General features: G+C 40.7%; 18 protein-coding genes. 1 reads left to right on the forward strand and 17 read right to left on the reverse strand.

The window, feature by feature from the left end; all coding sequences use genetic code 11:
• Nucleotides 1-235 precede the first annotated feature (235 nt).
• A complete protein-coding gene (locus NQ489_RS10860; RefSeq protein WP_021650917.1) occupies nt 236-823 on the forward strand; it encodes a cytidylate kinase-like family protein in 588 nt (195 codons plus the stop codon).
• Between the two features lie 669 nt (nt 824-1,492).
• Here the strand turns inward: NQ489_RS10860 and NQ489_RS10865 are convergent.
• From NQ489_RS10865 to NQ489_RS10945, 17 genes are all read right to left on the reverse strand, one after another.
• A complete protein-coding gene (locus NQ489_RS10865) occupies nt 1,493-2,599 on the reverse strand; it encodes a DUF362 domain-containing protein (RefSeq protein ID WP_173734462.1) in 1,107 nt (368 codons plus the stop codon).
• A gap of 202 nt (nt 2,600-2,801) precedes the next feature.
• Nucleotides 2,802-3,650: an alpha/beta hydrolase gene (locus tag NQ489_RS10870; protein ID WP_021651416.1), complete on the reverse strand. Its 849-nt coding sequence runs from the start codon at nt 3,648-3,650 to the stop codon at nt 2,802-2,804.
• Nucleotides 3,651-3,666: 16 nt separating this feature from the next.
• Nucleotides 3,667-4,269 (reverse strand): bifunctional phosphoserine phosphatase/homoserine phosphotransferase ThrH, encoded by a 603-nt coding sequence (gene thrH, locus NQ489_RS10875; RefSeq protein ID WP_015524708.1) that lies wholly within the window; start codon nt 4,267-4,269, stop codon nt 3,667-3,669.
• Nucleotides 4,270-4,404: 135 nt separating this feature from the next.
• Nucleotides 4,405-5,796 carry an alanine/glycine:cation symporter family protein gene (locus NQ489_RS10880; RefSeq protein WP_021651417.1) on the reverse strand — a complete coding sequence of 464 codons (1,392 nt, stop codon included), beginning with the start codon at nt 5,794-5,796 and terminating at the stop codon, nt 4,405-4,407.
• Nucleotides 5,797-6,043: 247 nt separating this feature from the next.
• Complete coding sequence (gene mgtE / locus NQ489_RS10885; protein ID WP_021651418.1) at nt 6,044-7,438, reverse strand: magnesium transporter; 1,395 nt, start codon at nt 7,436-7,438, stop codon at nt 6,044-6,046.
• A gap of 540 nt (nt 7,439-7,978) precedes the next feature.
• Entirely contained in the window at nt 7,979-11,326 is a 3,348-nt protein-coding gene (locus NQ489_RS10890; protein WP_044961507.1) for a DEAD/DEAH box helicase family protein, read from the reverse strand.
• Between the two features lie 28 nt (nt 11,327-11,354).
• A complete protein-coding gene (gene rhuM / locus NQ489_RS10895; RefSeq protein WP_021651421.1) occupies nt 11,355-12,290 on the reverse strand; it encodes a RhuM family protein in 936 nt (311 codons plus the stop codon).
• Between the two features lie 95 nt (nt 12,291-12,385).
• Nucleotides 12,386-13,465, reverse strand: a complete 1,080-nt coding sequence (locus NQ489_RS10900) for a restriction endonuclease subunit S (RefSeq protein WP_227945521.1) — start codon at nt 13,463-13,465, stop codon at nt 12,386-12,388.
• 38 nt (nt 13,466-13,503) lie between these two features.
• Nucleotides 13,504-14,472: a site-specific tyrosine recombinase/integron integrase gene (gene xerA, locus NQ489_RS10905; protein ID WP_021651848.1), complete on the reverse strand. Its 969-nt coding sequence runs from the start codon at nt 14,470-14,472 to the stop codon at nt 13,504-13,506.
• A gap of 48 nt (nt 14,473-14,520) precedes the next feature.
• Nucleotides 14,521-14,982: a hypothetical protein gene (locus NQ489_RS10910; RefSeq protein WP_021651847.1), complete on the reverse strand. Its 462-nt coding sequence runs from the start codon at nt 14,980-14,982 to the stop codon at nt 14,521-14,523.
• Nucleotides 14,983-15,441 (reverse strand): DUF3990 domain-containing protein, encoded by a 459-nt coding sequence (locus NQ489_RS10915; RefSeq protein WP_021651846.1) that lies wholly within the window; start codon nt 15,439-15,441, stop codon nt 14,983-14,985.
• Between the two features lie 15 nt (nt 15,442-15,456).
• Complete coding sequence (locus NQ489_RS10920) at nt 15,457-16,587, reverse strand: restriction endonuclease subunit S (RefSeq protein ID WP_227945522.1); 1,131 nt, start codon at nt 16,585-16,587, stop codon at nt 15,457-15,459.
• A 98-nt stretch (nt 16,588-16,685) separates the two neighbouring features.
• Nucleotides 16,686-18,302, reverse strand: a complete 1,617-nt coding sequence (locus NQ489_RS10925) for an IS66-like element ISRgn2 family transposase (protein ID WP_021650231.1) — start codon at nt 18,300-18,302, stop codon at nt 16,686-16,688.
• Nucleotides 18,303-18,452: 150 nt separating this feature from the next.
• Entirely contained in the window at nt 18,453-18,797 is a 345-nt protein-coding gene (gene tnpB / locus NQ489_RS10930; protein ID WP_009246070.1) for an IS66 family insertion sequence element accessory protein TnpB, read from the reverse strand.
• The gene (gene tnpA / locus NQ489_RS10935) at nt 18,791-19,204 is read right to left on the reverse strand and encodes an IS66 family insertion sequence element accessory protein TnpA (RefSeq protein ID WP_198013380.1); all 414 of its coding nucleotides are present in this window, start codon (nt 19,202-19,204) and stop codon (nt 18,791-18,793) included. The genes tnpB and tnpA overlap by 7 nt, the downstream gene beginning before the upstream one ends.
• A 185-nt stretch (nt 19,205-19,389) precedes the next feature.
• On the reverse strand, nt 19,390-20,892 hold the full coding sequence (locus tag NQ489_RS10940) for a class I SAM-dependent DNA methyltransferase (RefSeq protein WP_021652985.1): 1,503 nt from the start codon (nt 20,890-20,892) through the stop codon (nt 19,390-19,392).
• A 14-nt stretch (nt 20,893-20,906) separates the two neighbouring features.
• A complete protein-coding gene (locus tag NQ489_RS10945; RefSeq protein ID WP_021652986.1) occupies nt 20,907-21,962 on the reverse strand; it encodes a Fic family protein in 1,056 nt (351 codons plus the stop codon).
• Between the last annotated feature and the right edge of the window lie 17 nt (nt 21,963-21,979).

Raw genomic sequence — 21,979 nt, forward strand, 5'->3', positions numbered from 1 at the left:
TTGTGTGATCTGTGAAAACCCGGTGAAAAAGGCATCCTGTTTTTCATATACAAATACAAATAATTAATTATATTTTCTGTCTGCTGCCATTATTTTTTGTATATATTAAATATTATTTTAAAAATTATATATTATTTTCTGGTATTTTTTACCGAAATATGTTATAAAAGAAGTAAGAAAAACTACCGAAAATCAGATATTCCTGCTTTCGGTCCGAAATAAAGGAGGTATCTTTATGGCAAAACGTATTATCACCATCAATCGTATGTTTGGAAGCAACGGACGCCTTATCGGCAAGACTCTGGCTGAAAACCTGGACATCGGTTTTTATGATAAAGAACTGATCGACATGGCTGCCAAGAAAAACAATATCCCCTTCGACACCCTGGCAAAGGTAGACGAGAAAAAAGCCAGTCAGTGGGTATTTCCCGTTGACAGTGAGCTGCAGTTTACAGATAATTTCTCTTTTGTACCAATGAACGATGTGCTCTATGATCTCCAGAGAAAGATCATCCTGTCCCTTCCGCAGAGAGAGGACTGCGTAATTGTCGGCCGCTGTGCGACCAATATCCTGAAGGATAAATCACTTAAACTTTTTATCCATGCACCTTTTGAGGAAAGAGTTCAGAATGTGATACGCCGTACCGGCAGAGAAGAAGCCAGCGCACGGAAGCTGGTCAAAAAAATGGATAAAGAGAGAAAGGCTTACTATGAATACTTTACAGACAGCAAATGGCTGGATATGACACAGTATGATCTCTGTATTGACAGCAGCCGGTTTTCTATGGAGCAGATTATTGAGATTGTAAAGAGATGTCTTTAGGATTCTTTTTTTCTGAAAATTTTTTCTAAAAAATGTTTTTACGCTTTGGAAGCGTAAGTGAAACCGCAGGGGAGGGGAAGCACTCATAGTTGCGAAAGGCCGTTTCCCCTCCCCTGCACCCCTTCCCTCTGGCCCCGCTATGAACCGTACGTTTTGATTATGTTACGCTGTTGACAGGGTGATGGATTCTGCGTTTGTTTAAAACGCCAGGCTGTGCCGATCTCATCGGCATAACACCTTTCAACAAGAAGACGTATCCTTCCCACTATTCCAACACATTGAGCAACACCAAAATATTTATTGACCAGACGCTATCCTTCCCACACTTCCAACTCATTGTACAACACTGAAATATTAACTATTAATTTTTCAACAAGCAACATATTCTTCCCACACCTCCAACTGCGGACGCTCAACTCATCAAAACGTAAGGACAGGACACCACGCGTCCGCTTCCACCTCTCCGGCTGAAACGTCAGCCGGGGAAGTGACAGTCCTCCGGGCTGCTACGGAGGAGGGGTGATGATGGTTAGGTTGCGGGAGACGGCGTTATTGCGGAAGGGCCCAGCTGTTTGAGCCGAAGGCGAGTTCTGGGCCCTTCCGCAATGGTTTTAGCCGGCTCACGGAACCTTAGCAGCATCCCCCGACGGAGTCCGGCCCGGAGGACTGTCACTTCCCCGGCGTCCGTTCACCAATATACTCTTTCAAAAACTCATATATATCCCCCTCCAACGGCGGACACCCCTCCACATAATTCTGAAACTTACAGGTACAGTGTCCCACACCAAGCACTCCCGTCTTACCACGATACCCCTGTCCGATGCAGATCTTCTCATCCAGCTTCTCAAAAAGCCCCTCTTCCTTCAGCATCTCCAATGCCGGGATCAGATACCCGTAGCAGGCACTGCAGGATTCCACTTCCTCTACGGCATCCGCAAGCTCCACAACCTTTCTGGATATCGGCATCCTCTGATCCGCACCATCCTCCAGAAATCTGACATCTGCTTTGGAAATATCTGAGCAGCCCACGCCAAGCTCACCTGCCAGCTTCACATAAGGAACCTCAGCTACCTCATAATGCATCATCTGACACACATACGCATCCACAAGAACCGGATCACAGGCAGCCATCACCCGGTTCATCACGACAGGATTTCCGCCATCCTCAAAATCCAGATCCCCGCAGATATTATCCACAACAATAAAGTCCTGCTGTATCCCCATATTCAGATGAGCAATGGGTTTATGAAGCCCCAGAGAATGAAAACGTCTCTTTTCCTTATTTGGGATCAACCCCTTCATATTCTTAAGGGCACAGGTGATCTTTGTCTGACAATGGCCTTTCAAAACCGGCACATTGATCAGAAAATCAATCTCCTTTACCCGCTCGCAGACATTCAGCTCCATTCCGCCGCAGTCCACAGAAATACCCTTATCCTTCTGCATATCCCAGAACGGCACCTGATACTCTTCCTCAAGCCTGTCAAAGCCACAGGTCTCAAAGGCCTCCCTTGTCTTATCTCCTACCCAGGATCCCTCCAGCATCACCATATCCCGGAAGCCATGCTCCTTCAGATACTCGATAATTCCTGCAACCACTTCCGGATGAGTCGTTGCACCCCAGGAAGCCTCTGAAGGAGAAACCAGATTCGGCTTGATCCCGATCTTTTTCTTTCTGTCCCCGATATGAGATTGAAGATCCGCTTTTTCCAGAAGCTCCTTTGTCATTCTTTTATATTCCGTACCACTGGTAATAAAAATCTGATTTTTATCCATAATTATCAAAATTCCTTTCTTTCTGCAATGTGAATGTTGATCCAGATCCACACCAAAGCCCTGCAAAGCTTTTATCATCAGATGAGCCAGACAAAACAGCCGACAAATACAGCAGTCATCACATGCATCACAATCATAAAAAATACCCTCTCTACCGGTTTCCCGGTAAAAAGGATATTTTATCCGACACAGCAGTCTCGTATTATCTTTCGATCTTTGCCCCGTTCCACCATGGGAATTCTCGGTTCAGCCATTTTCCTGCAAGCTCACTCCATGGTTCACAGGCTCTTGCGATTCCTCTGCCGTTTTCGTTGGCAGTCAGCTCATTTGCCAGGCCGATCCCATGGGGTCCCTGCGGAAAAACATGATACTCCACTGGAATGCCCTTTTTATAGAGTGCCTGAACAAAGAGAAGTGTATTATCCAGCAGCACCGTCTGATCCTCAAAGGTATGCCAGATAAAGGTTCTGGGTGTATCTTCCGTAACCTGAAATTCCAGAGACATCCGATCTTTCAGCTCCTCATAACGATCTCCCAGAAGATTTCGAAAGCTTTCTTCATGACCAACTTCCCCTGAAGTGATCACCGGATAATTCAGGATCATGCCATTGGGACGGATCCTCTCGTTTTCCATTCCCGTGATCCCTGCAAGCTCCTCCGTATTCCAGAATACTCCCAGAGAAGCTGCCAGATGGCCTCCTGCCGAAAAACCGGACACAATGATCTTATTCTTTTCAATATGCCACTTATCGCTGTTCTCTCTGAGAAGAGCTACTGTTTTTGCCAGCTGACGGAGAGCCACCGGATATCTGGCAGGTGCCACACTATAACGAAGTACCACTGTGTGATAGCCCATTCCCATAAACCGGACAGCAATGGCTTCTGCCTCTCTGTCAGAAGTCATGCCATAAGCTCCGCCCGGACAGATCACCATGACCGGACGCTTCTGTCCCGGATAGAGTTCTTCCGACTCCTGCCAGAAATAGGTCTCTATCCATGCCTCATTATAGTCCTTTGTTTTTTCTTCGATCACAATTCTTTCGTTGATCATTCCGACTTTCCCTTCTTCATTTCATTGCTTCTCTGATCGCTGCAAGAAGTTCATCGTACTCTTCGTAAGCCGGAATTTCCGGATGATCTGCACGGATCTGCTCTGTGCTGCGGAAAAGGAATCCTGCTTTGCTTGCCTGGATCATTCCGAGATCATTGTAGGAATCTCCGCTTGCGATAGTCTCAAATCCCATGGACTGCAGTGCCTTCACAGTTGTCAGCTTAGATTTCTCACAGCGCATCTTAAAGCCTGTGATCTCTCCGTTCTCTGCTACTTCCAGGGAATTACAGAAAAGTGTCGGCCGTCCAAGCTTCTCCATCAGCGGAGTTGCAAACTGTGTAAAGGTATCACTGATCAGTATCACCTGGGAAAAAGATCTCAGCTCATCCAGAAATTCCTTTGCTCCCGGAAGGGGATCGATCTTTGCAATAGTCTCCTGGATCTCTTTCAATCCCAGACCATGCTCTTTCAGAATTCCAAGTCTCCAGTTCATCAGCTTATCATAATCCGGCTCATCACGGGTTGTTCTCTTGAGCTCCGGGATTCCGCTTGCCTCTGCAAATGCGATCCAGATCTCCGGTACCAGTACACCTTCTACGTCCAGACATGTAATATACATCTTTCATATCCTCCTCTTGATCCAACTTACCGTTGATATTTCACAGAGTCTGACTCCTTCCGGCTGTCAGAACTCTTTAATCTTTTAGCGCTTTACCCTGATATTACCATATGCTCTCAAGGTCTGTAAACAGTTTTATTTTTTCTTCTTTTCCGCTTCATAGATCTTCAGCTCTTTCAGTGCTTTTTCCCCAAGAGGATACAGCATGAAAATATTAAAGATCGTCATCAGGCCGATTCCTACATCTCCCAGATCCCATACAAATGTGTAAGCCGCGATCCCACCGATAAACAGCATCACCAGTGCCAGCACCTTATATCCTGTCTGTGAACCCCAGTTATCACCAAAAAGATAGGCCACATTGCCTCTTGCATAAAACAGGATTCCCAGGAATGTGGAAAAGCTGAACATAAAAAGCGTTGCCGCAATAAAGATCACTCCAAACTGTCCCAGGTGATAATGCATGGCTGTCTGAAGAAGTTCCATTCCGGCAAGTCCCTGGACCAGATCTTCCGGGGCCAGAAGCATGATCATAGCTGTACAGCTGCAGATCACGATCGTATCCACAAATACACCCAGGGCCTGGACAAATCCGGCTTTTACCGGACTGTCACATTCTGCTGCCGCTGCTGCACAGGGAGCGGAGCCGCTTCCCGCCTCATTGGAAAAAAGGCCTCTTTTTACTCCGTTCATCAGCACGACGCCAAATCCGCCGGCAACAGCCTGACGAAATCCGAAAGCTTCTTCAAAGATCCGTTTAAATACTCCCGGCATACTTCCAAGATTTGTAAATATAATAAACAGCGTGATCACAAAATAAAGCACTGCCATTACCGGCACCAGAAGATCCAGAACTTTAACCGTTGCATTCTTCCGAAGCACGATCACAGCTGCGATCACTACCAGCACGATGGTAGTATACAGCGGCGGAATATCAAAAGCATTTTTGAAAGACGCCGTGACGGAATTGCTGATAACCTGACTGATCCCACACCAGCAGATCAGGCCGGAAATGGCAAACAGAACGGAAAGCAGAACCTTTTTTCGTTTTCTGCCCTGTTTTTCTTCCCAATAGCGGTGGATATAGTAGGCAGGACCGCCCCTGTAGCCACCATAAAGAGGATCCTTTTCTTTATAGAGCTGTGCCAGGGTCGCTTCGATAAAAGCAGTGGAGGAACCGATCAGCGCCGTGATCCACATCCAGAATACCGCTCCTGCACCTCCTGCTGAGATTGCAGCTACCACACCGACCAGGTTTCCCATTCCCACACGGGTAGCTGTAGATACGATCAGCGTCTGAAATGCTGAAAGATTTTTTTTGTCACTTTTCTTTTCTGACAGGGCTCGCACCATATCCGGAAAAAGACGGATCGGCAGAAGCTTTGTCCGGATGGTAAAATAAATACCAGTCGGAATCAGAAGCAGGATCAGAAGTGAGATTCCCAGCGTACTTCCTCCCGGAAGCGGGATCCTTATCAGATCTCCCCACAGAAATGAATAGACCTTTTCGATCATTGTTACTATCATGTTACTGTTTCCTTTCCCCAATCACCCCATGTGATCGTTTTGTTCTCTTTTTCTGCCCGTTGTTTGTATTTATTTCTGCAACGTTTTAAACGGGCAAAGCGTATCTTTTATTATAGTAGCTTTCTGTTCGTATGTAAAGAAAAATCCCGAATCTTTCGATCCGGAATTTTTTTTATTGGTAACTTTTCTGTTATTCGACAGATTTCTGATATCTGTCTATTTTTATGAACATAGTTGCATTTTACTCTCAGCCAGCCAGGTGGAACATCTCGATCAGGAATATCCAGCTCATTCCATAGTATGTTATCACGGCTACAAGGTCATTCACCGTAGTGATCAGAGGACCTGAGGCTACTGCCGGGTCCACACCAACCTTTTTGAAAAACAGCGGTATGCAGGTTCCCACTGCACTGGATACCAGCATAGCCACCAGCAGGGATAATCCGATACAGCCGGATACTGCATAGGCAAAAACGAGTGTTTTTCCTTTAAATAAGAAGATATACAATCCGATCAGTACAAAAGACAGAATACCGAGCAGACCACCGTTGCAGAGACCGATCCGCATTTCCTTCAGCACAAGCTCTGCTTTCTGTCTGCCCGTCAGCGTCTCATCCATCAGTACACGGATGGTTACAGCCAGGGACTGGGTTCCAACATTTCCTGCCATATCCAGGATCAGAGACTGGAAGCACATGATGATAGGCAGACAGGTAACTACTTTTTCAAACATTCCCACAACAGAAGATACCACCATGCCAAGGCCCAGAAGAACGATCAGCCAGGGCATTCTTTTTTTCATGCTTTCAAAAAGAGGTTCTTTCAGATCTTCCTCTGCAGTCAGACCAGCCAGCTTTGCATAATCCTCTCCCATCTCATCGTCTACCAGATCGATGATCCCTGCGGATGTGATCACTCCAAGGAAACGATTGTCATCGTCCAGCACAGGAATGGAATCTTCAGAATAATCCTTCAGTCGTTCCATACAGTCGTCGATCTGCTCAGTACCATACACATATGGATAGGAAGTTACGATCAGCTCTTCCATAGGGTGGTCCTGTCTTGCTGTGATCAGATCCTTCAGATCCAGGGCTCCATAAAACTCCCCTCTGTCCGTCACTGCAAAGATCGTAGAAATATTATCATTATCTGCCGCCTGGGAAACCAGCTCACTCATGGCCTGCTTTACGGTCAGGTTTTCACGGATCACAATGCAGTTCGTTGTCATTCTGCTTCCGATCTCATCCTCATCAAAGGAGCGGATCATTTCGATATCTTTCCGCACCTGTTCATCCAAAAGCTGGATCAGAAGCTTGCGTTTTTCTTTATCGATCTGCTTTAAAACATCTGCCAGGGCATCGGTTTCCATTTTGGAAAGAATGGCTGCCGCTTTTTTTACATCCATCTCTTCCAGGTATTGTACAGTTTCTTCTTCCTCCAGATATTCAAAAACATCTGCCAGCATACTGCTTTCCAGGATACGGTATAGTCTGCTGCGCTCCGCAGTGCTTAATTCTCTTAATACTTCCGCCAGATCGTTTTCGTGGAAATCCTGCAGCCTTTCACTTAAAACTGCCGGAGAAACACTGCTTCGGATCAGACTCAGAATATCTTTTGAAAAATCCTGATTTCTTTTTGTCATTTCTCATCCTCCTCACATAGTATCGCACAAAATACGCACACCAAAAACAGACATGTTAAAGCATGTCTATGTGCTGTTTGATTTTTGATTGTGTTTCCTTGGGATTTGAGTATAAAGCGAAATGAATTTTATACATGATCGCTTTATTGTAAGATTCTCAGAATGAGAAGAATGAAAAAGATATCTATTATAATCCTGCTACAATTATAATGTAATAATATCGTACAGATTCTGATGACACCGATACATCCTGTCAAATATATCCTTCTGATATATAGATATAATATTCTCACAGATATTCTGTACACTTAAAACAGAATGGAACATTCTCATCCCTCTCTGTTCTTTCCATCTTTCACTCCGAGAGCTACAACTTCGCCCATGAGAATCACAACTGTCCATTCTGTTCACCTGCCTTTTTTTCTTAATTTTTTTATCAACCCGGCCATTATAACGTTCCCGGCCGGGTTTTGTCAACCGGATTTATGGTTAAATTATTGTAAATCCGGTTGAAATTTTATGTTTTACAGAGGTGGATGTTTATGCAGCAGCATTTGCGTTGATCGTATCAATGACTTTTTTTATTCCAAGCCAAACACCCATATCTGTAAAGATTTCCGAAATGCTCCCACGATCCGTAAACGGAGATTCCAGCAAAACAGAAAGATCTTTCATCATTCCATTATGAACAATATACTCAATGATCTGATTTACAAAATAAATCTGCCTGCTGTCCAGATTTACATCCTCAAGATACTTTGAAAAAGCTTCCTTTGCTGCATTCATATCAAGACCTACCATTTCTCTGACAAATTCTCCCAATGGCTTTCTGCCAAATTCTGCTTCATAATCCTCTTTTGTACCAAGCTCGCTCCAGAGAATTTTTTCCAGTTCAGCTACATCTTTTTCTGTAAGTGACTGATTCTTTTTCAGCTTAGCTATTACATGGTTATCCTGATGCTGTCGGACATAATATTCTACTCGTACTTTATAATTTTCCAGATCATCGTTTTCCAATTCTGCTTCTTTCCATTCCGTTGAAAGAATTTCGTCTGTAAAATTGGTCATATATTTATTCCTGCTCTTATCCGGAATATACTTCATAAGATCTCTCAGATTTTTCCTGATATTTTCAAATTCATCAATTCCTGCATTTTCCACATAATCTGTATGCAAAATCTGATTGATCAGCTCTGTCTGTGCCTGAATCTCCGGTATATTTGCCACTCCGGCAATTCCGGAAACCTTTTTTAAAAGATCTTTTCGCGCACTTGTATATTTCTTTCCAACCAGAGATGCAAGTTCTATTCCATACATAAGTGCATCAAAACGTACTGCTGTTACTTCATCACTTTCAGGCAAAATCAAGGGTGCAACCTCTTCCCGTACAAGTAAAGTATCTTCATAAGTAAGCATCTGATAGTTCGACTCTTCTGAATATAATTCTACATATTTCAAATGTTGGCGAACTGTAAAACTATCTCTTGGGAGCTCTTTTACTTTTTCAGTCATGTGCTTTACAAGTGCAGTCCTGTACGCAGTTAATTTATCTGTCTGATATTTAATATCCTGAAGCTTGTACGAAATCTCAAACTGAAGATTAAAAACTGCACTTTGCAACGCCATCAGATTTGCGCTTGCCTTTCCTTTATTCATTCGGAAAAACTCAAAATTCCCACAGAAATCAAAAATGTAAAACTTTTTCTTATCTTCCCCATCCAACAATCCCGGGCATAGTCTTGTTCCTCGTCCGATCATCTGCCAGAATTTTGCTTTACTCATAACTTTCTTAAAGAATACAAGATTAAGAACTTCAGGTACATCAATTCCGGTATCTAACATATCTACAGAAATTGCGATCTGCGGTAGTTTTTTCGGATCTGAAAACTCATCAATTGCACTCTGTGCATATTTCATTCTGTTATCGATCACCATAGCATAATTCTTTAAATGCGGATATTCCTTATTAAAAATCTCAAGAATCTTTTCCGCATGATCATGATTTTTCGCAAAAATAATTGTTTTTCCAATCTTCTGTCCGTATTCAATTTTAATCCCATCTCTCATCAGGACATGAAGAACTTTTTTAATTGTATCTTCGTTAAAAATCCAGGTATTCAATGCAGCCGAATTTATCGCTTCCGGAAGCTTTCCATTTTCGTCTTCAAAAGTATTTTCATAGATTTCTTTATCTGCTTCTGAAAGTTCATCATATACAATTCCCTGATCAATAAATTTCACCCTGGATTCCACCGAAAGATAATCAACCAGATATCCATCCTTAACCGCCTGCGCCAGATCATATCCATAAGTGGGATCTCCGTTTGCCAGTTCAAACACTTCATATGTATTTTTGTCAATCTCATCTTTCGGTGTTGCGGTAAGTCCTACAAGCAGTGCATCAAAATATGTAAAAATATCTTTATACTTATTATAAATAGATCTGTGCGCTTCATCACAAATGATCAGATCAAAATGACCACAGGTAAAAACTTTTCCTTCTTTGTCATTTATCGTATCAATACAGTTTATCATGGTCTGATATGTGGAGAAAACACATCGCGACATATAATTATTCTTTTCTTCAACCAGATTTGTACAGGAAAAATTCTGCATCCAGTTTACAAAACTTCTTTTCGCCTGTGTTACCAGTGAATTTCTGTCCGCCAGAAAAAGTATATTCTTCACCCAGCCCGCATCAACCAGTACCTTGCACAAAGCCATTACTGTTCTGGTTTTTCCGGAACCTGTGGCCATAACAAGCAGGGCTTTTCTCCGATTCTTTTCATCAAAGCTCTGGCATACTGCTTTTATCGCGGCTTCCTGATAATAGCGGTCTGCAATCTTTTTATCTACAGAAATATTTTGCAGGCTTGTACGCATACTCAAAAGGTTAAACCATTTCTCCAGATCCCGTTTGGAATAAATAACTGAACATTTTCTTTCCGGATATTGTCCGTCTATGATCCGGGTTTCAAAACCATTGGTAAGGAAAATTACCGGACGTCGTTCATATTTCTTTTCCAGCAGATCTGCGTAAAGTTTCGCCTGCTGCCTGCCCTCAGCAATATCCTTGCAGGTACGTTTTGCTTCTATAATTGCCAGAGGTTTATTCATATCATCATAGAGAACATAATCAATACGTCCAATCCCTGATTTATTCGGCATTCCTGTCACAGTCATCTCATTTAACCAGTCTTTTCCCTGTGTCCATCCTGCATCAATGAGCATGGAATCTATGTAAAGTTTTCTGGTTTCATATTCAGACAGATCCAGAGGTTTCGGAACATATGTCTGCTGCTGTTTCTCGTGGCGTGCGGACAATTCTTCCCTAAGAAAAGTATTTTCTGCCATCAGTTTTTGTAGATCCAGTTCCTGCTGGGCAGTTTTTTCTTGTTCTTTCAGAAGTGTTTCCTTTGCTTTTCTGGCTGTTTCCCTGGATGCCTTTGCCTTCTCAATTCTGCCATCAATCATCGACCTGTCAAATGGATGTTCCTGATACTGTTCTCCATAACAATATGCAACGTAATCTAAAAAAATCGACAGATTTTCAAGACACAGCATCGCTGCATCTCTGCCAGGTTTTTTATTGCTATGTGCCACACTATTTCCACATCTGCGGATATAATCCATCCGTTTCCAAAGATCCGGTCCCACTAACTGTCTGAATTCCTCTGTATTCATCAAAGTGTGAAGGTTATCCTGGTACGGAATCTGCAAACTGTTCTCCACAGAATACAACCATTTCACAGCAAATTCCATAGCCCGCCGGCTGTTAAGAATACTCGCATCCGGATCTGCTAATATAATTTTCTCTGCAGAGATGGCAACATTCGCAAATGCAGAGAATTTTGATTCATTTTTTAAATAATCAAAGTTTGTTACCATTGTGAAATCTCCCTCTTTTACTTTCACTTTACATTGACAATAAATTCATTACCAAATTAACCATAATATCTTTTTCTTTTGGATCTGACTCTGCAATCATCAATGTAATTGCTACTAATGCACCATCACTTATCCTTTTCTGTCCATCTTTGTAGAGTACATCATTGCGAGCTAAAAATTCCAAAAATAACGATGCAGCAATTCTCTTACATCCATCAGCATAGGGATGATCTTTTATCATAAAATACAAAAGATTAGCGGCTTTCTCTTCTAAAGAAGGATAAACCTCTCCTCCGAAAACATTTTGGTAAATTGCTGCAAGAATACCTTCAACTTTCCCCGTTTCTTTTTCAACACCAAAGACATCCGAATGAAATGAATCTTCCATTGCATTCACCATATTTCTACAATCCTCGTATGTAATTCTGTATATGGCTTTATTTCCTGCAGGCTTTTTAATCGACTGGTGATCATACTGGTCTAATAACATCAAGGCATTTGTATATAAATCAACAGCTTTTAGCACCTCTGCTTCATCTATTTCCAAAGTACATGCAAGCATTTTGGTTTGAATATTTACTGTTCTCTGTAAGGCTTCTAATCTTTTTTTATTGATTGCATAGCCTTGTAGGATATACTGTTTCAGAACATTATTTGCCCATTTTCTAAATTCTACACCCCTGTTAGATTTGACTCTATAGCCTATAGAAATAATCATATCTAAATTATAATGTTCTACTTGATACACTTTTCCATCTGAAGCAGTTGTCGCAAAATTTGCGACAACTGAATTATCCAGTTCTTCTTTTAATGCATTATTAATATGTTTACCAATTGTCTTTACATCTCTTCCAAATAATTTAGCTAGCTGATTTCTATTAAGCCATACGGTATTATTTTTGACAGACACAGTTAATTTTATTTCCTTATCAGCAGTTTCAAATAAAATTATTTCATTTTGCATATTTAACCCTCTTCTGAAAATATACCATTGTAAATTTCATCCCCCTCGTAGTAAGTAATTTCTCTCACGTATCTCCGTAAAACATTTCTTTTGCTTTATTTCACTTTCTCGATTGTAACGTGATACATATAATTCCATTTCTGTAAAAGCTGATTGATAACTTTTGATTTGTTGACTTGTTTGACGAAGTCGGCAAATACCTCTTGTTCATTTATCGGTGGACAGATAATCTTTATTTCGCTGATAACTTTTTGATTAATTTTGTAAGTACCATTCGTTGTTCTAGCACCAGATTCAAGTTGCTTTCTAACTTCCGGTTGTTGCCACATTATCCACAAATATGGAAGAACCATTCGTTCCGTATCTATATGTGCTGCAATAACCGTATCAGGAAAAACCAAATCTGGTCTGTTTTCCAATGCATATACTCCCATCCCTACTAATGATTTGTTTCCATTTCCACGACATATATAAAAATCATCTTCTGTTATTCGTTTTTCAGCCGATGGACAATCAGTAAAAAAGCCCTCCTTCCATGCCTTATCATCAAATTTTCCTTGGGTTATTGCTGATAATGTTAATACTTTCTCGAAATGCCCTCCGCTTGTTGAAGGTGATACACCATTGCGCATCTCTTTTATTATTGACCCAGCCTTAACTATCTCATATTTTTTTCCTACAAAGAGTTCGACAAATCGGGCTTTAATAAGGTTATCCAATGACTGTAATTTCTGTTTCGTTAATTTAATTATTTTCTCTGTTTTTTTTAATTTATTAACTATATCTTTCTGTTCTTCTTGCGAGCAAAGCATGATATAGATTTTTTCCATTCCCTGTCTCGTAATCTGTGGCTGTGCAGAGCCACTAATAATATTTTTGAAATCATAATGTTTAAGACAATAATACAAATATTCTATCTCTACATCGCTTCTTAAATCATCCAAACACATTGCATTTCCTGTAACATATGCTTTTGGAACCGTAATATTTATTGAACCACAAGTTGCACCTCTACATGTAACAGTTACAACCGGATTCTCGTGATTATATTCATTATAATAACCAATTATTCCATTTGCCCCATAAACCGGGTATCCCTCGTTCAGCAAATCGCTTGTCGAAATAGCTTTCCACTGTTTAGGATTGCATATATCTGATAATTTTACTTTTTCCATCTAAAGCATCCCACCACAAACCCGAATTTGAATAAAATTCAGCTCATATATTTCTGATGAGATGTTTTAACATTGTTTTGATTCACCATCGCATACTGCATCGTTGTATCAATTTGTGAATGTCCTAATATTTTTTGCACCTGTTCTATTGGCATTCCTTTATCTATTGCTCTGGTTGCCATGGTTCTTCGAAATTTATGGGGATGAATGCGTTCCAGATCAATTCGTCTTCCTAATTCCCTTAAACGAATTTCCACTCCGCTTATTTTTAGCCTATCATGTGGTGCATCCAGGGTTACAAACAATGCAGAATTATTATCTTTTCGGTGATCAATATATTTTTTTAAATGCACCTTCGCTTTTGCATCAAAATATACCCGTCGCTCTTTGTCTCCCTTTCCATATACAATGCACTCACGCCCTTCCAAATCAATATCATCAACATTCAGATTTACCAGTTCACCTACTCGTATTCCTGTAGAATATAGTAAATCTATAATTGCCAGATCCCTGATTTCTTTGCAGTTATCCCTAAGTCGTTCAATTCCTTCATCTGTAATAACGCTTTTTACTACCGTTTTAGTTTTAATCTTATGAATCCGTTTCATAGGACTTTTTAAAATATAATCTTCTTCCTCTAACCAGGAGAAAAAGCTGGAAATGTTTCTTCGAATGTTATCCACCGTAACATTTGAACATTTATTATTTTTCTGATATTCTGCCAGATATGTCCGTATTTCTTCTGTTGTAATCTTCCTTACAGATGTTTCAATATGGGATAACAAATGTTCTACCGTAACTTTATAATATTGAATAGTTCTTTCTGAACAACCTTCTATCTTCTTTGCGTCCAGAAACATTTTAAGAAAATCTATATTGGATATTTCCATTTTGTCAGCTTCATTCTCTGCACATACTTTTAAGATTACTTCCTGAAGTTTTTTCATTTGTGTAATTGACAGATATTCTGACATTTCATTCAGTATTTTTACTATTTTTTCTTCCATACTGGCATACTCCTTTCAAGATATACCAGCATCCTTCAACCATTTTGTTTATAGCATTTTATTTTCTCGGTACGATTCAAATATATATGACGGATTTTCGTAATATACACTGCTGTTGTAGTCATCAATCTTTGCACTGATAAAGGAATTGTATACTTTTATTAAAGCATCTACGATTCCAATATTTTCATCTGCAGCAACCATTTTTATCAGCCGCTTATATACTTTTCCAATGTCCCAATGTGATGGAATGCTATATTTACAATCACCCACATTGTTAAAATTTCCTTCTTGCATTCCTGCTTCTTCAATAAAATCCTCACTGACTCTGTCAATGTTGTCACAATGGTAAATATCTGCCAGGTCATAGATTTTATCAATTCTCTGCTTTCCAAGTTTATTTACAACATCTGCCCGTGTATTCTTTGTTTTCCTGGCAATGTAATCGATCAGGCTGCATGTGTAAAATAAATCATTATCTTTTTTGCTTTCATGTCCTTCTCCTGCCATTTATAGCACCTCACAATCTCTATACTTCAGGCATTTCAATGATTCTTTGGAACAAAATGCTATCTGATGAGTTGGATACTTGAACTTTGCCAGAACCCAAAACTGTTCTCTGGTAATCGTACCGTCCATGTAATCAGAAACAAAATTATAAATCTGATCGTCTGCCATTGCACCGATTACAATATCATATTCATGGTCTTTCCCACTCCGACATGCAATTATAAAATCCAACCATTCTTCTGTCATATCTTTGAATTCTTTTATTTTCAGATTCGATTTTAAACGCACATCATAGACAGATACAACCTTCGTATCATACCTCCTGGCCCATCTTTGAGCCTGTTCTTTTATAATCGTACAGAAAAAACCAGTTCCAAAATCTTTTGTATTACATCCATTTCGAATTTCCGGTTTCTCTACAGCCTGATATCCACCATGGTACACCGTCATTATCGCCATTCAGCTCTCCCCTTTCTAGCCAAAGTATTGTTGCATGAGACTGTCGAATAACTTTTGTGTTTCATCCAGTGCTTTTTGCACTTTAACTTTTGATTTGTTGGCTTGTTTGACGAAGTCGGCAAATACCTCTTGTTCATTTATCGGTGGACAGATAATCTTTATTTCGCTGATAACTTTTTGATTAATTTTGTAAGTACCATTCGTTGTTCTAGCACCAGATTCAAGTTGCTTTCTAACTTCCGGTTGTTGCCACATTATCCACAAATATGGAAGAACCATTCGTTCCGTATCTATATGTGCTGCAATAACCGTATCAGGAAAAACCAAATCTGGTCTGTTTTCCAATGCATATACTCCCATCCCTACTAATGATTTGTTTCCATTTCCACGACATATATAAAAATCATCTTCTGTTATTCGTTTTTCAGCCGATGGACAATCAGTAAAAAAGCCCTCCTTCCATGCCTTATCATCAAATTTTCCTTGGGTTATTGCTGATAATGTTAATACTTTCTCGAAATGCCCTCCGCTTGTTGAAGGCGATACACCATTGCGCATCTCTTTTATTATTGACCCAGCCTTAACTATCTCATATTTTTTTCCTACAAAGAGTTCGACAAATCGGGCTTTTATGAGATTGTCTAATAATTGCAATTCTTGTTTTCTTTTTTGAATTACTGACTCAACTTTTTCTAAAACACTCACAATCTCACCTTGATCTATCAGCGCTGGGCATTTTATTTCTAACTTAGATAGATCTTCTTTATTAAACCCAGCTTGTGCAGCTCTTGACCCTACATTCAATATTGCATTTTGAAAATAAGGTGACTTTAAGTAATAATACAAATATCTTTTCTGAACTTTACTTGTATCAGGAACTGTGCGCATTATTGCAACATTGTATGCTCCTGCTAATCCTGTCAAAATTTTGCCAATAGATGCACCATATCTTGCAATTAAAATATCATCTACTTCGCATGTTTTTGTACTATTGCTTACCTTGATATATTCTGGAATCACTTTTTCACTCTGCGTAAAATCTCGTATTTGAAGCATACGAATATATCCATCCTGTTCTTCAAAAGCCCACTCCTCTTTAGGTGGCTGTGAACCACCTTGAAAATCACAAACATCTATTAATTTCATCTATCATCACCCCTACAAACGTAAGCGCAAAATATTGCTACGCTGCCCATGAATCACGCTTGCACCAAAATGATAGATGCAAGCGTTTTACTCTATGTTTAGTTTTGACAGTTCGCTTTCGCAGTCTCGCTCCATGGGGCAAGCTGTTCCAGCTGTTCATCTGACATTTTAGCGTCTGGCCGCTGTGATAAGAGGTATGTCAGATATTTGTAGGTATTCAGGTCATTCGCTTTTGCCATCTCAACCATTGTATACACAATAGCGCTAGAGGCAGCTCCCTTCGGACTGGCACTGAACAGCCAGTTTTTCCGGCCAACAGTGAATGGTCTGATTGCATTCTCGCTAAGATTATTGGATAAACTGCAATGACCGTCTTCCAGATAGGTCATCAGGGTGTCTTTCCGATTTTGGGCATAGTTCACCGCTTTCGCCAAACGGGTTCCCTTATTTGGACGCTGTTGATCCAGCCAATTCCAGAATGCCTCCAGTATCGGCTTCTCCTTTTCAAGACGGAACTGTTTTCTCTGCTCCGCAGTATGATTTTTTGCTTTTGAGTACCGCTCACAATCAAACAGCTTGGAGCAGAACTGTACTCCCTGCACTGCCGGAAGGCTGTAATCATACTCTTTCCCTTTCGGTATGGCATCTGTGAAGTAACGTCTCACATGTGCCCAGCAAGAGCAGCGTTTGATATCCGGCAGATTGTTATAACCCTGGTATCCATCAGTCTCCAGATATCCGCTGAACCCCTGCAAGAAAGATGCTGCATGGAACTTTGCCCTTGTCTCTGTGTAATGATAGAGCAGGATCGGCGGAAGCCCATCTTCTCCACTGCGGAAGAGCCACATCCAGGAACCTGTTTCAGGATTGCGCTCCGGCTCATTCAGTACCTGAACCCGGGTTTCATCTGCCATCAGATATTTACGCATCCGTAACTGACGGTGAAAATAATCATAAACATGACAGAGGTAATTCTCGGCACAGTAAATGATCCAGTTAGCAAGCGTAGCCCGGCTTAATGGGACACCCAGCTGCTTCCATTCCGATTCCTGCCGGTTTAATGGCAGGCCATTCTGGTACTTCTGGTGCATTGCCCATCCTACAACGGATTCCGATGCATAACTTTCTGGGATCAATGGTTCCTGGACAGGCGCTTTGACAAATGTCTGATCATCCGGGTGTTCCTCTGATATGGCACATTCCGGGCATTTATAGGTTTCACGATAGATATTTACTACTTTCCCTTTGGCAGGGGTAAACCGGAATTCATGGCGGACGAATTCTTTCCCAATACATTCCATCTGTGTTCCGCAGGTTGGACAGTTCCGCTCCTCCTCCGGAAGAGAAATGATCTCGTCGCAGGAAGGAACATTTTTAAAGAGATCTGCATGTGTCCGTCGTGCTTTTCGCTTATGTTCCGGAACAGTGATGTCATCAGGAAGTTCCTGTTTCCATGTCGGATCTGCTTCCTGCTCGGCTTCATCAAAAAGATTCAGCTGACCATCGATATCTTTCCGTTTTTCACTGGAAGTACCAAAAAGCTTCTTCGTGAGATATTCAATCTGCTGACGAAGGTTTTCTTTTTCCAGACGGTCTGCTTCCAATGTTTTTTGTAAAGACTGGATCAGTTCTGTCTGTGTGGAAATCGTCTTATTCAGTTGGTTGATCAGGTCCTTGTACGCGAGGATTTTTGAATCTTTTGAATTACCGGCCATATGTTTTCTGCTCCTTTTTCACTGCTCTTATTATACCATAAAAAGCAATGAAAAAGAAGCAGAAAACCCAGTATTTACAAGGGATTTCAGACATGATATAGGGTGAGAACCCCCTCCCTTTCTGTTGGTTGGCATAGATGTTTTACGCGATCATTCCGTAGGTTTGAATGCCTTTGGCTGTTCGATTTCAAGCCCGGACATGAGCCAGTCGAATTGCTGCCAGGTCAGTTGCTTTACTTCCAGCTGATTTCTGGGCCAGCGGAACCTGCCCTGGACTTCCATGCGTTTATACAGCAGCACAAATCCGTCAGACTCCCAGAGCAAAGCTTTGATCCTGTCACAACGTTTTCCACAGAAAAGATACAGGGCACTTCGCCTTGGATCCATATGGAGTTGATCCTCTACAATAGCACACAGCCCGTCAATGGATTTCCGCATATCCGTTCTGCCTGTTACGATATAGATTTCATCGGCGGCTGTGATATCCCCTAACATTCCAACTCCTTCACAATGCGGAGCGTTTGAGCCAGAAGCTGAGGATCTGTTCCATTTGGTATTGTTAGATGGAAGCTTCCTACAGACAGCTTCATTGGCTCTGCTACGGAAAGGTTATTTCTTTCCGTAGCTACCGGAATCACATTGAATGGCTGTTCATATGGGAGCGGGTCAGTATCATGAAAATCCATTCTGACAACTTCCTGGCTTTCCGGTGCACGATAGCTGCGTCCGGTTGACGCTGGCAAATCCACACAACCTTTCTGACGCAGCCTTTTTACCCAGTTGTAAAAAGTCCCCGGTTTGATGTCGTGTTCCACACACCATTGATGATCGGTCAATCCACTTTGACGGCATTCCATGATGAGACGGTATTGTTCTTCGGCAGGTATTCTTTTGCTTCTCATGAGCACACCTCCATAAATCGGATAGAGTAAAATGCTCGCATCTATCATTTCTGGCAAGAGAAGATAAAGTGAAATGCTTGCATTTTCTAATGATTATTATGGAATGATTTTTAGGGCAACACAATCCGTCGAATTATTTTGCGCTTACCTACAAACCCGAATTTTCGAATCTGCCATCCTTTCTTCTATAATCCCAACAACCGCTCCAACTCATCCATTTCTTTTCCGATCTCCAGCTCCAGTTCCCGGATATTGGCCATGATTTCTGATGTTGGCGGATATTCCACCGGAGTGTATTCGATTTCTTTGTATTTATTAATACTGAGATCATAATCATTCTCTACAATATCTTTTTTCGGTACCATAAATGACTGATCTGTTCGTTTCCGTTCCACTTCTTTATCAAGGTTTTTGAAACGCTCTATAATATCTGGAATGTCATTCTCCGTAACCGGAGTACGTTTATCGTCCAGACTGAAGCCATCTGCTTTCATGTCATAAAACCACACCTGATCGGTTCCGCCATGTTCTGTTTTTGTGAAAATAAGAATTGCTGTGGAAACTCCTGCATAGGGTTTAAACACACCGGAAGGCATGGATATTACAGCTTCCAGTCTCTGATTTTCAACAATTTCTTTTCGGATGGATTTATGTGCCCGTGATGATCCAAAGAGTACACCATCTGGTACAATACAAGCGCATCTTCCTCCAATTTTCATAATCCTCAAAAACAAAGCCAGAAATAAAAGTTCTGTTTTCTTTGTCTTACAAACCTTAAGAAGATCTCCGGAAACGGACTCTGCATCCAGACTTCCTTTAAAAGGTGGGTTTGCCAGCACAAGAGAATACTGATCTTTATCTGCATTCTGATCAGATAAGCTATCCCGATATTCAATATAAGGATTTTCTATTCCGTGAGTCATCATATTCATGGCTCCAATACGAAGCATGGTGCGGTCCATATCGTATCCATGGAACATATGATTCATGTAATGATTTTTTTTCTGCTTATCATAAAAAATTTCTTCTTTTCTTTTTTCTTTCAGATATTCTCCTGCTGCAACCAGAAATCCGGAGGTTCCACATGCCGGATCACAGATAATCTCATCACTGGACGGATCCATCATCTCAACCATCATCCGGATAATATGTCTTGGTGTACGGAACTGTCCATTCCGTCCGGACTGAGCTATTTTTGAAAGAAGATATTCATATACATCTCCTCTGACATCTGCTGTCTGGATTTCATTCATAAGTTTGTAAATTTCATCCAGAGAATCCACCACTTTGGATAAAAGGAGTGGTGTCGGAAGCTTAAATATCGCATCGTCCATATATTTGGAATATGCACTGTTTTTATCATTATGAAGATTTTTTATAAACGGAAATACCCATTCCTGCATGATCATATACATTCTGTCTGCCGGAAAATCATGGAATACGGACCATTTCAGCTGACTTCCGTCAATTGTTCTCTCACCTATTTTTACTTCTCCGGAAAAAATACTCTGAAATGACAATCCAAGCATTGCACTTTCTCTTGCCCGCATATTATCGGAATCATCCAGATCATGAATAAACATCAGGTATGTAATCTGTTCGATTACTTCCAGTGGATTGACAAGTCCTCCTGCCGCAAATATATCCCATAAACCATCTATTTTGTTTTTTAATTCACCAGTGATCATTTTTTATCTCCCATCTATCGCTCATTATTCCAGGTATATTTCGTATACCTTCCGCCGCCGATTTTTAAAATTTTTTCTGCTGTCAGTAATTCTGCCAGTGTTCTCTGTATCGTTACCACACTGATATCCGGACACTTTTCTGCGATTTCCTTTTTTGTAATTGTTCCCAGAGTGTTTTTTATAATCTCTTCTATTCGCTCCGGTTTTGATATATTCTGTGTTATCAGCAATTTTATCCTTGAAGAAAACTCTCTGTATGCTCCTACTATAACGCCAAGCATATATTTTATAAATGGTATATAATCATTCTTATTCTCATACCAGTTCTCAGAACTTTCCCTTAAACATTCATAGTATAATTCCTTTGAATTTTCTATCATTCTCTCGATACTGATATATTTTCCCACAATATAGCCGGATCTGTACAAAAGTAACAGTGTAAGTAAACGGCTCATTCTTCCATTGCCGTCATTAAACGGATGTATGCATAGGAAATCCAGAATAAACATTGGAATCAAAAGAAGCGGATCTATTTCTCCTGTTGCCATTGCCTCTTCAAATGCTCTGCATAGTTCTTCCATTGCTTCCGGTGTTTCCCATGCCGGTACTGGTTTAAACCGTATTTTTTTTATTCCCTGAGAATCTTCTTCCTCAATGACATTATCTGCAGTTTTATATTTCCCTCCAATATTGTAACTTTCAAATTTATACAAATCTCTGTGAAGCTGTAAAATAATCGCAGACTTTGGTGGGATATGGTCATGGCTTTCATGAATTGTATTCAATACATCTCTGTATCCGGCAATTTCCTGTTCATTTCTTGTCCTTGGCCTTGTTTTGTCTTTTACCAATTCCCGCAATCTGATGTCTGATGTATAAATACCTTCTATTTTGTTGGAACTTTCCGTACTTTGAATCTTGGCGATTTCAACTAATTGTGTAAGAGTATCTGCTTTGACCTCAATAAAAAGAGTTTGTTCTCCTTTAAATTCATGTATCTGTGTCAGGTAAGATACAATTTCAGGAGTCAACAGATTTTTCCACTTTTCCCGATAATCAAACTGTCTCATATATTTTTCATCACCTT

Origin of the sequence: Blautia sp. KLE_1732_HM_1032, assembly GCF_025147905.1 — a bacterium.
Taxonomy (GTDB): domain Bacteria; phylum Bacillota; class Clostridia; order Lachnospirales; family Lachnospiraceae; genus Blautia_A; species Blautia_A fusiformis.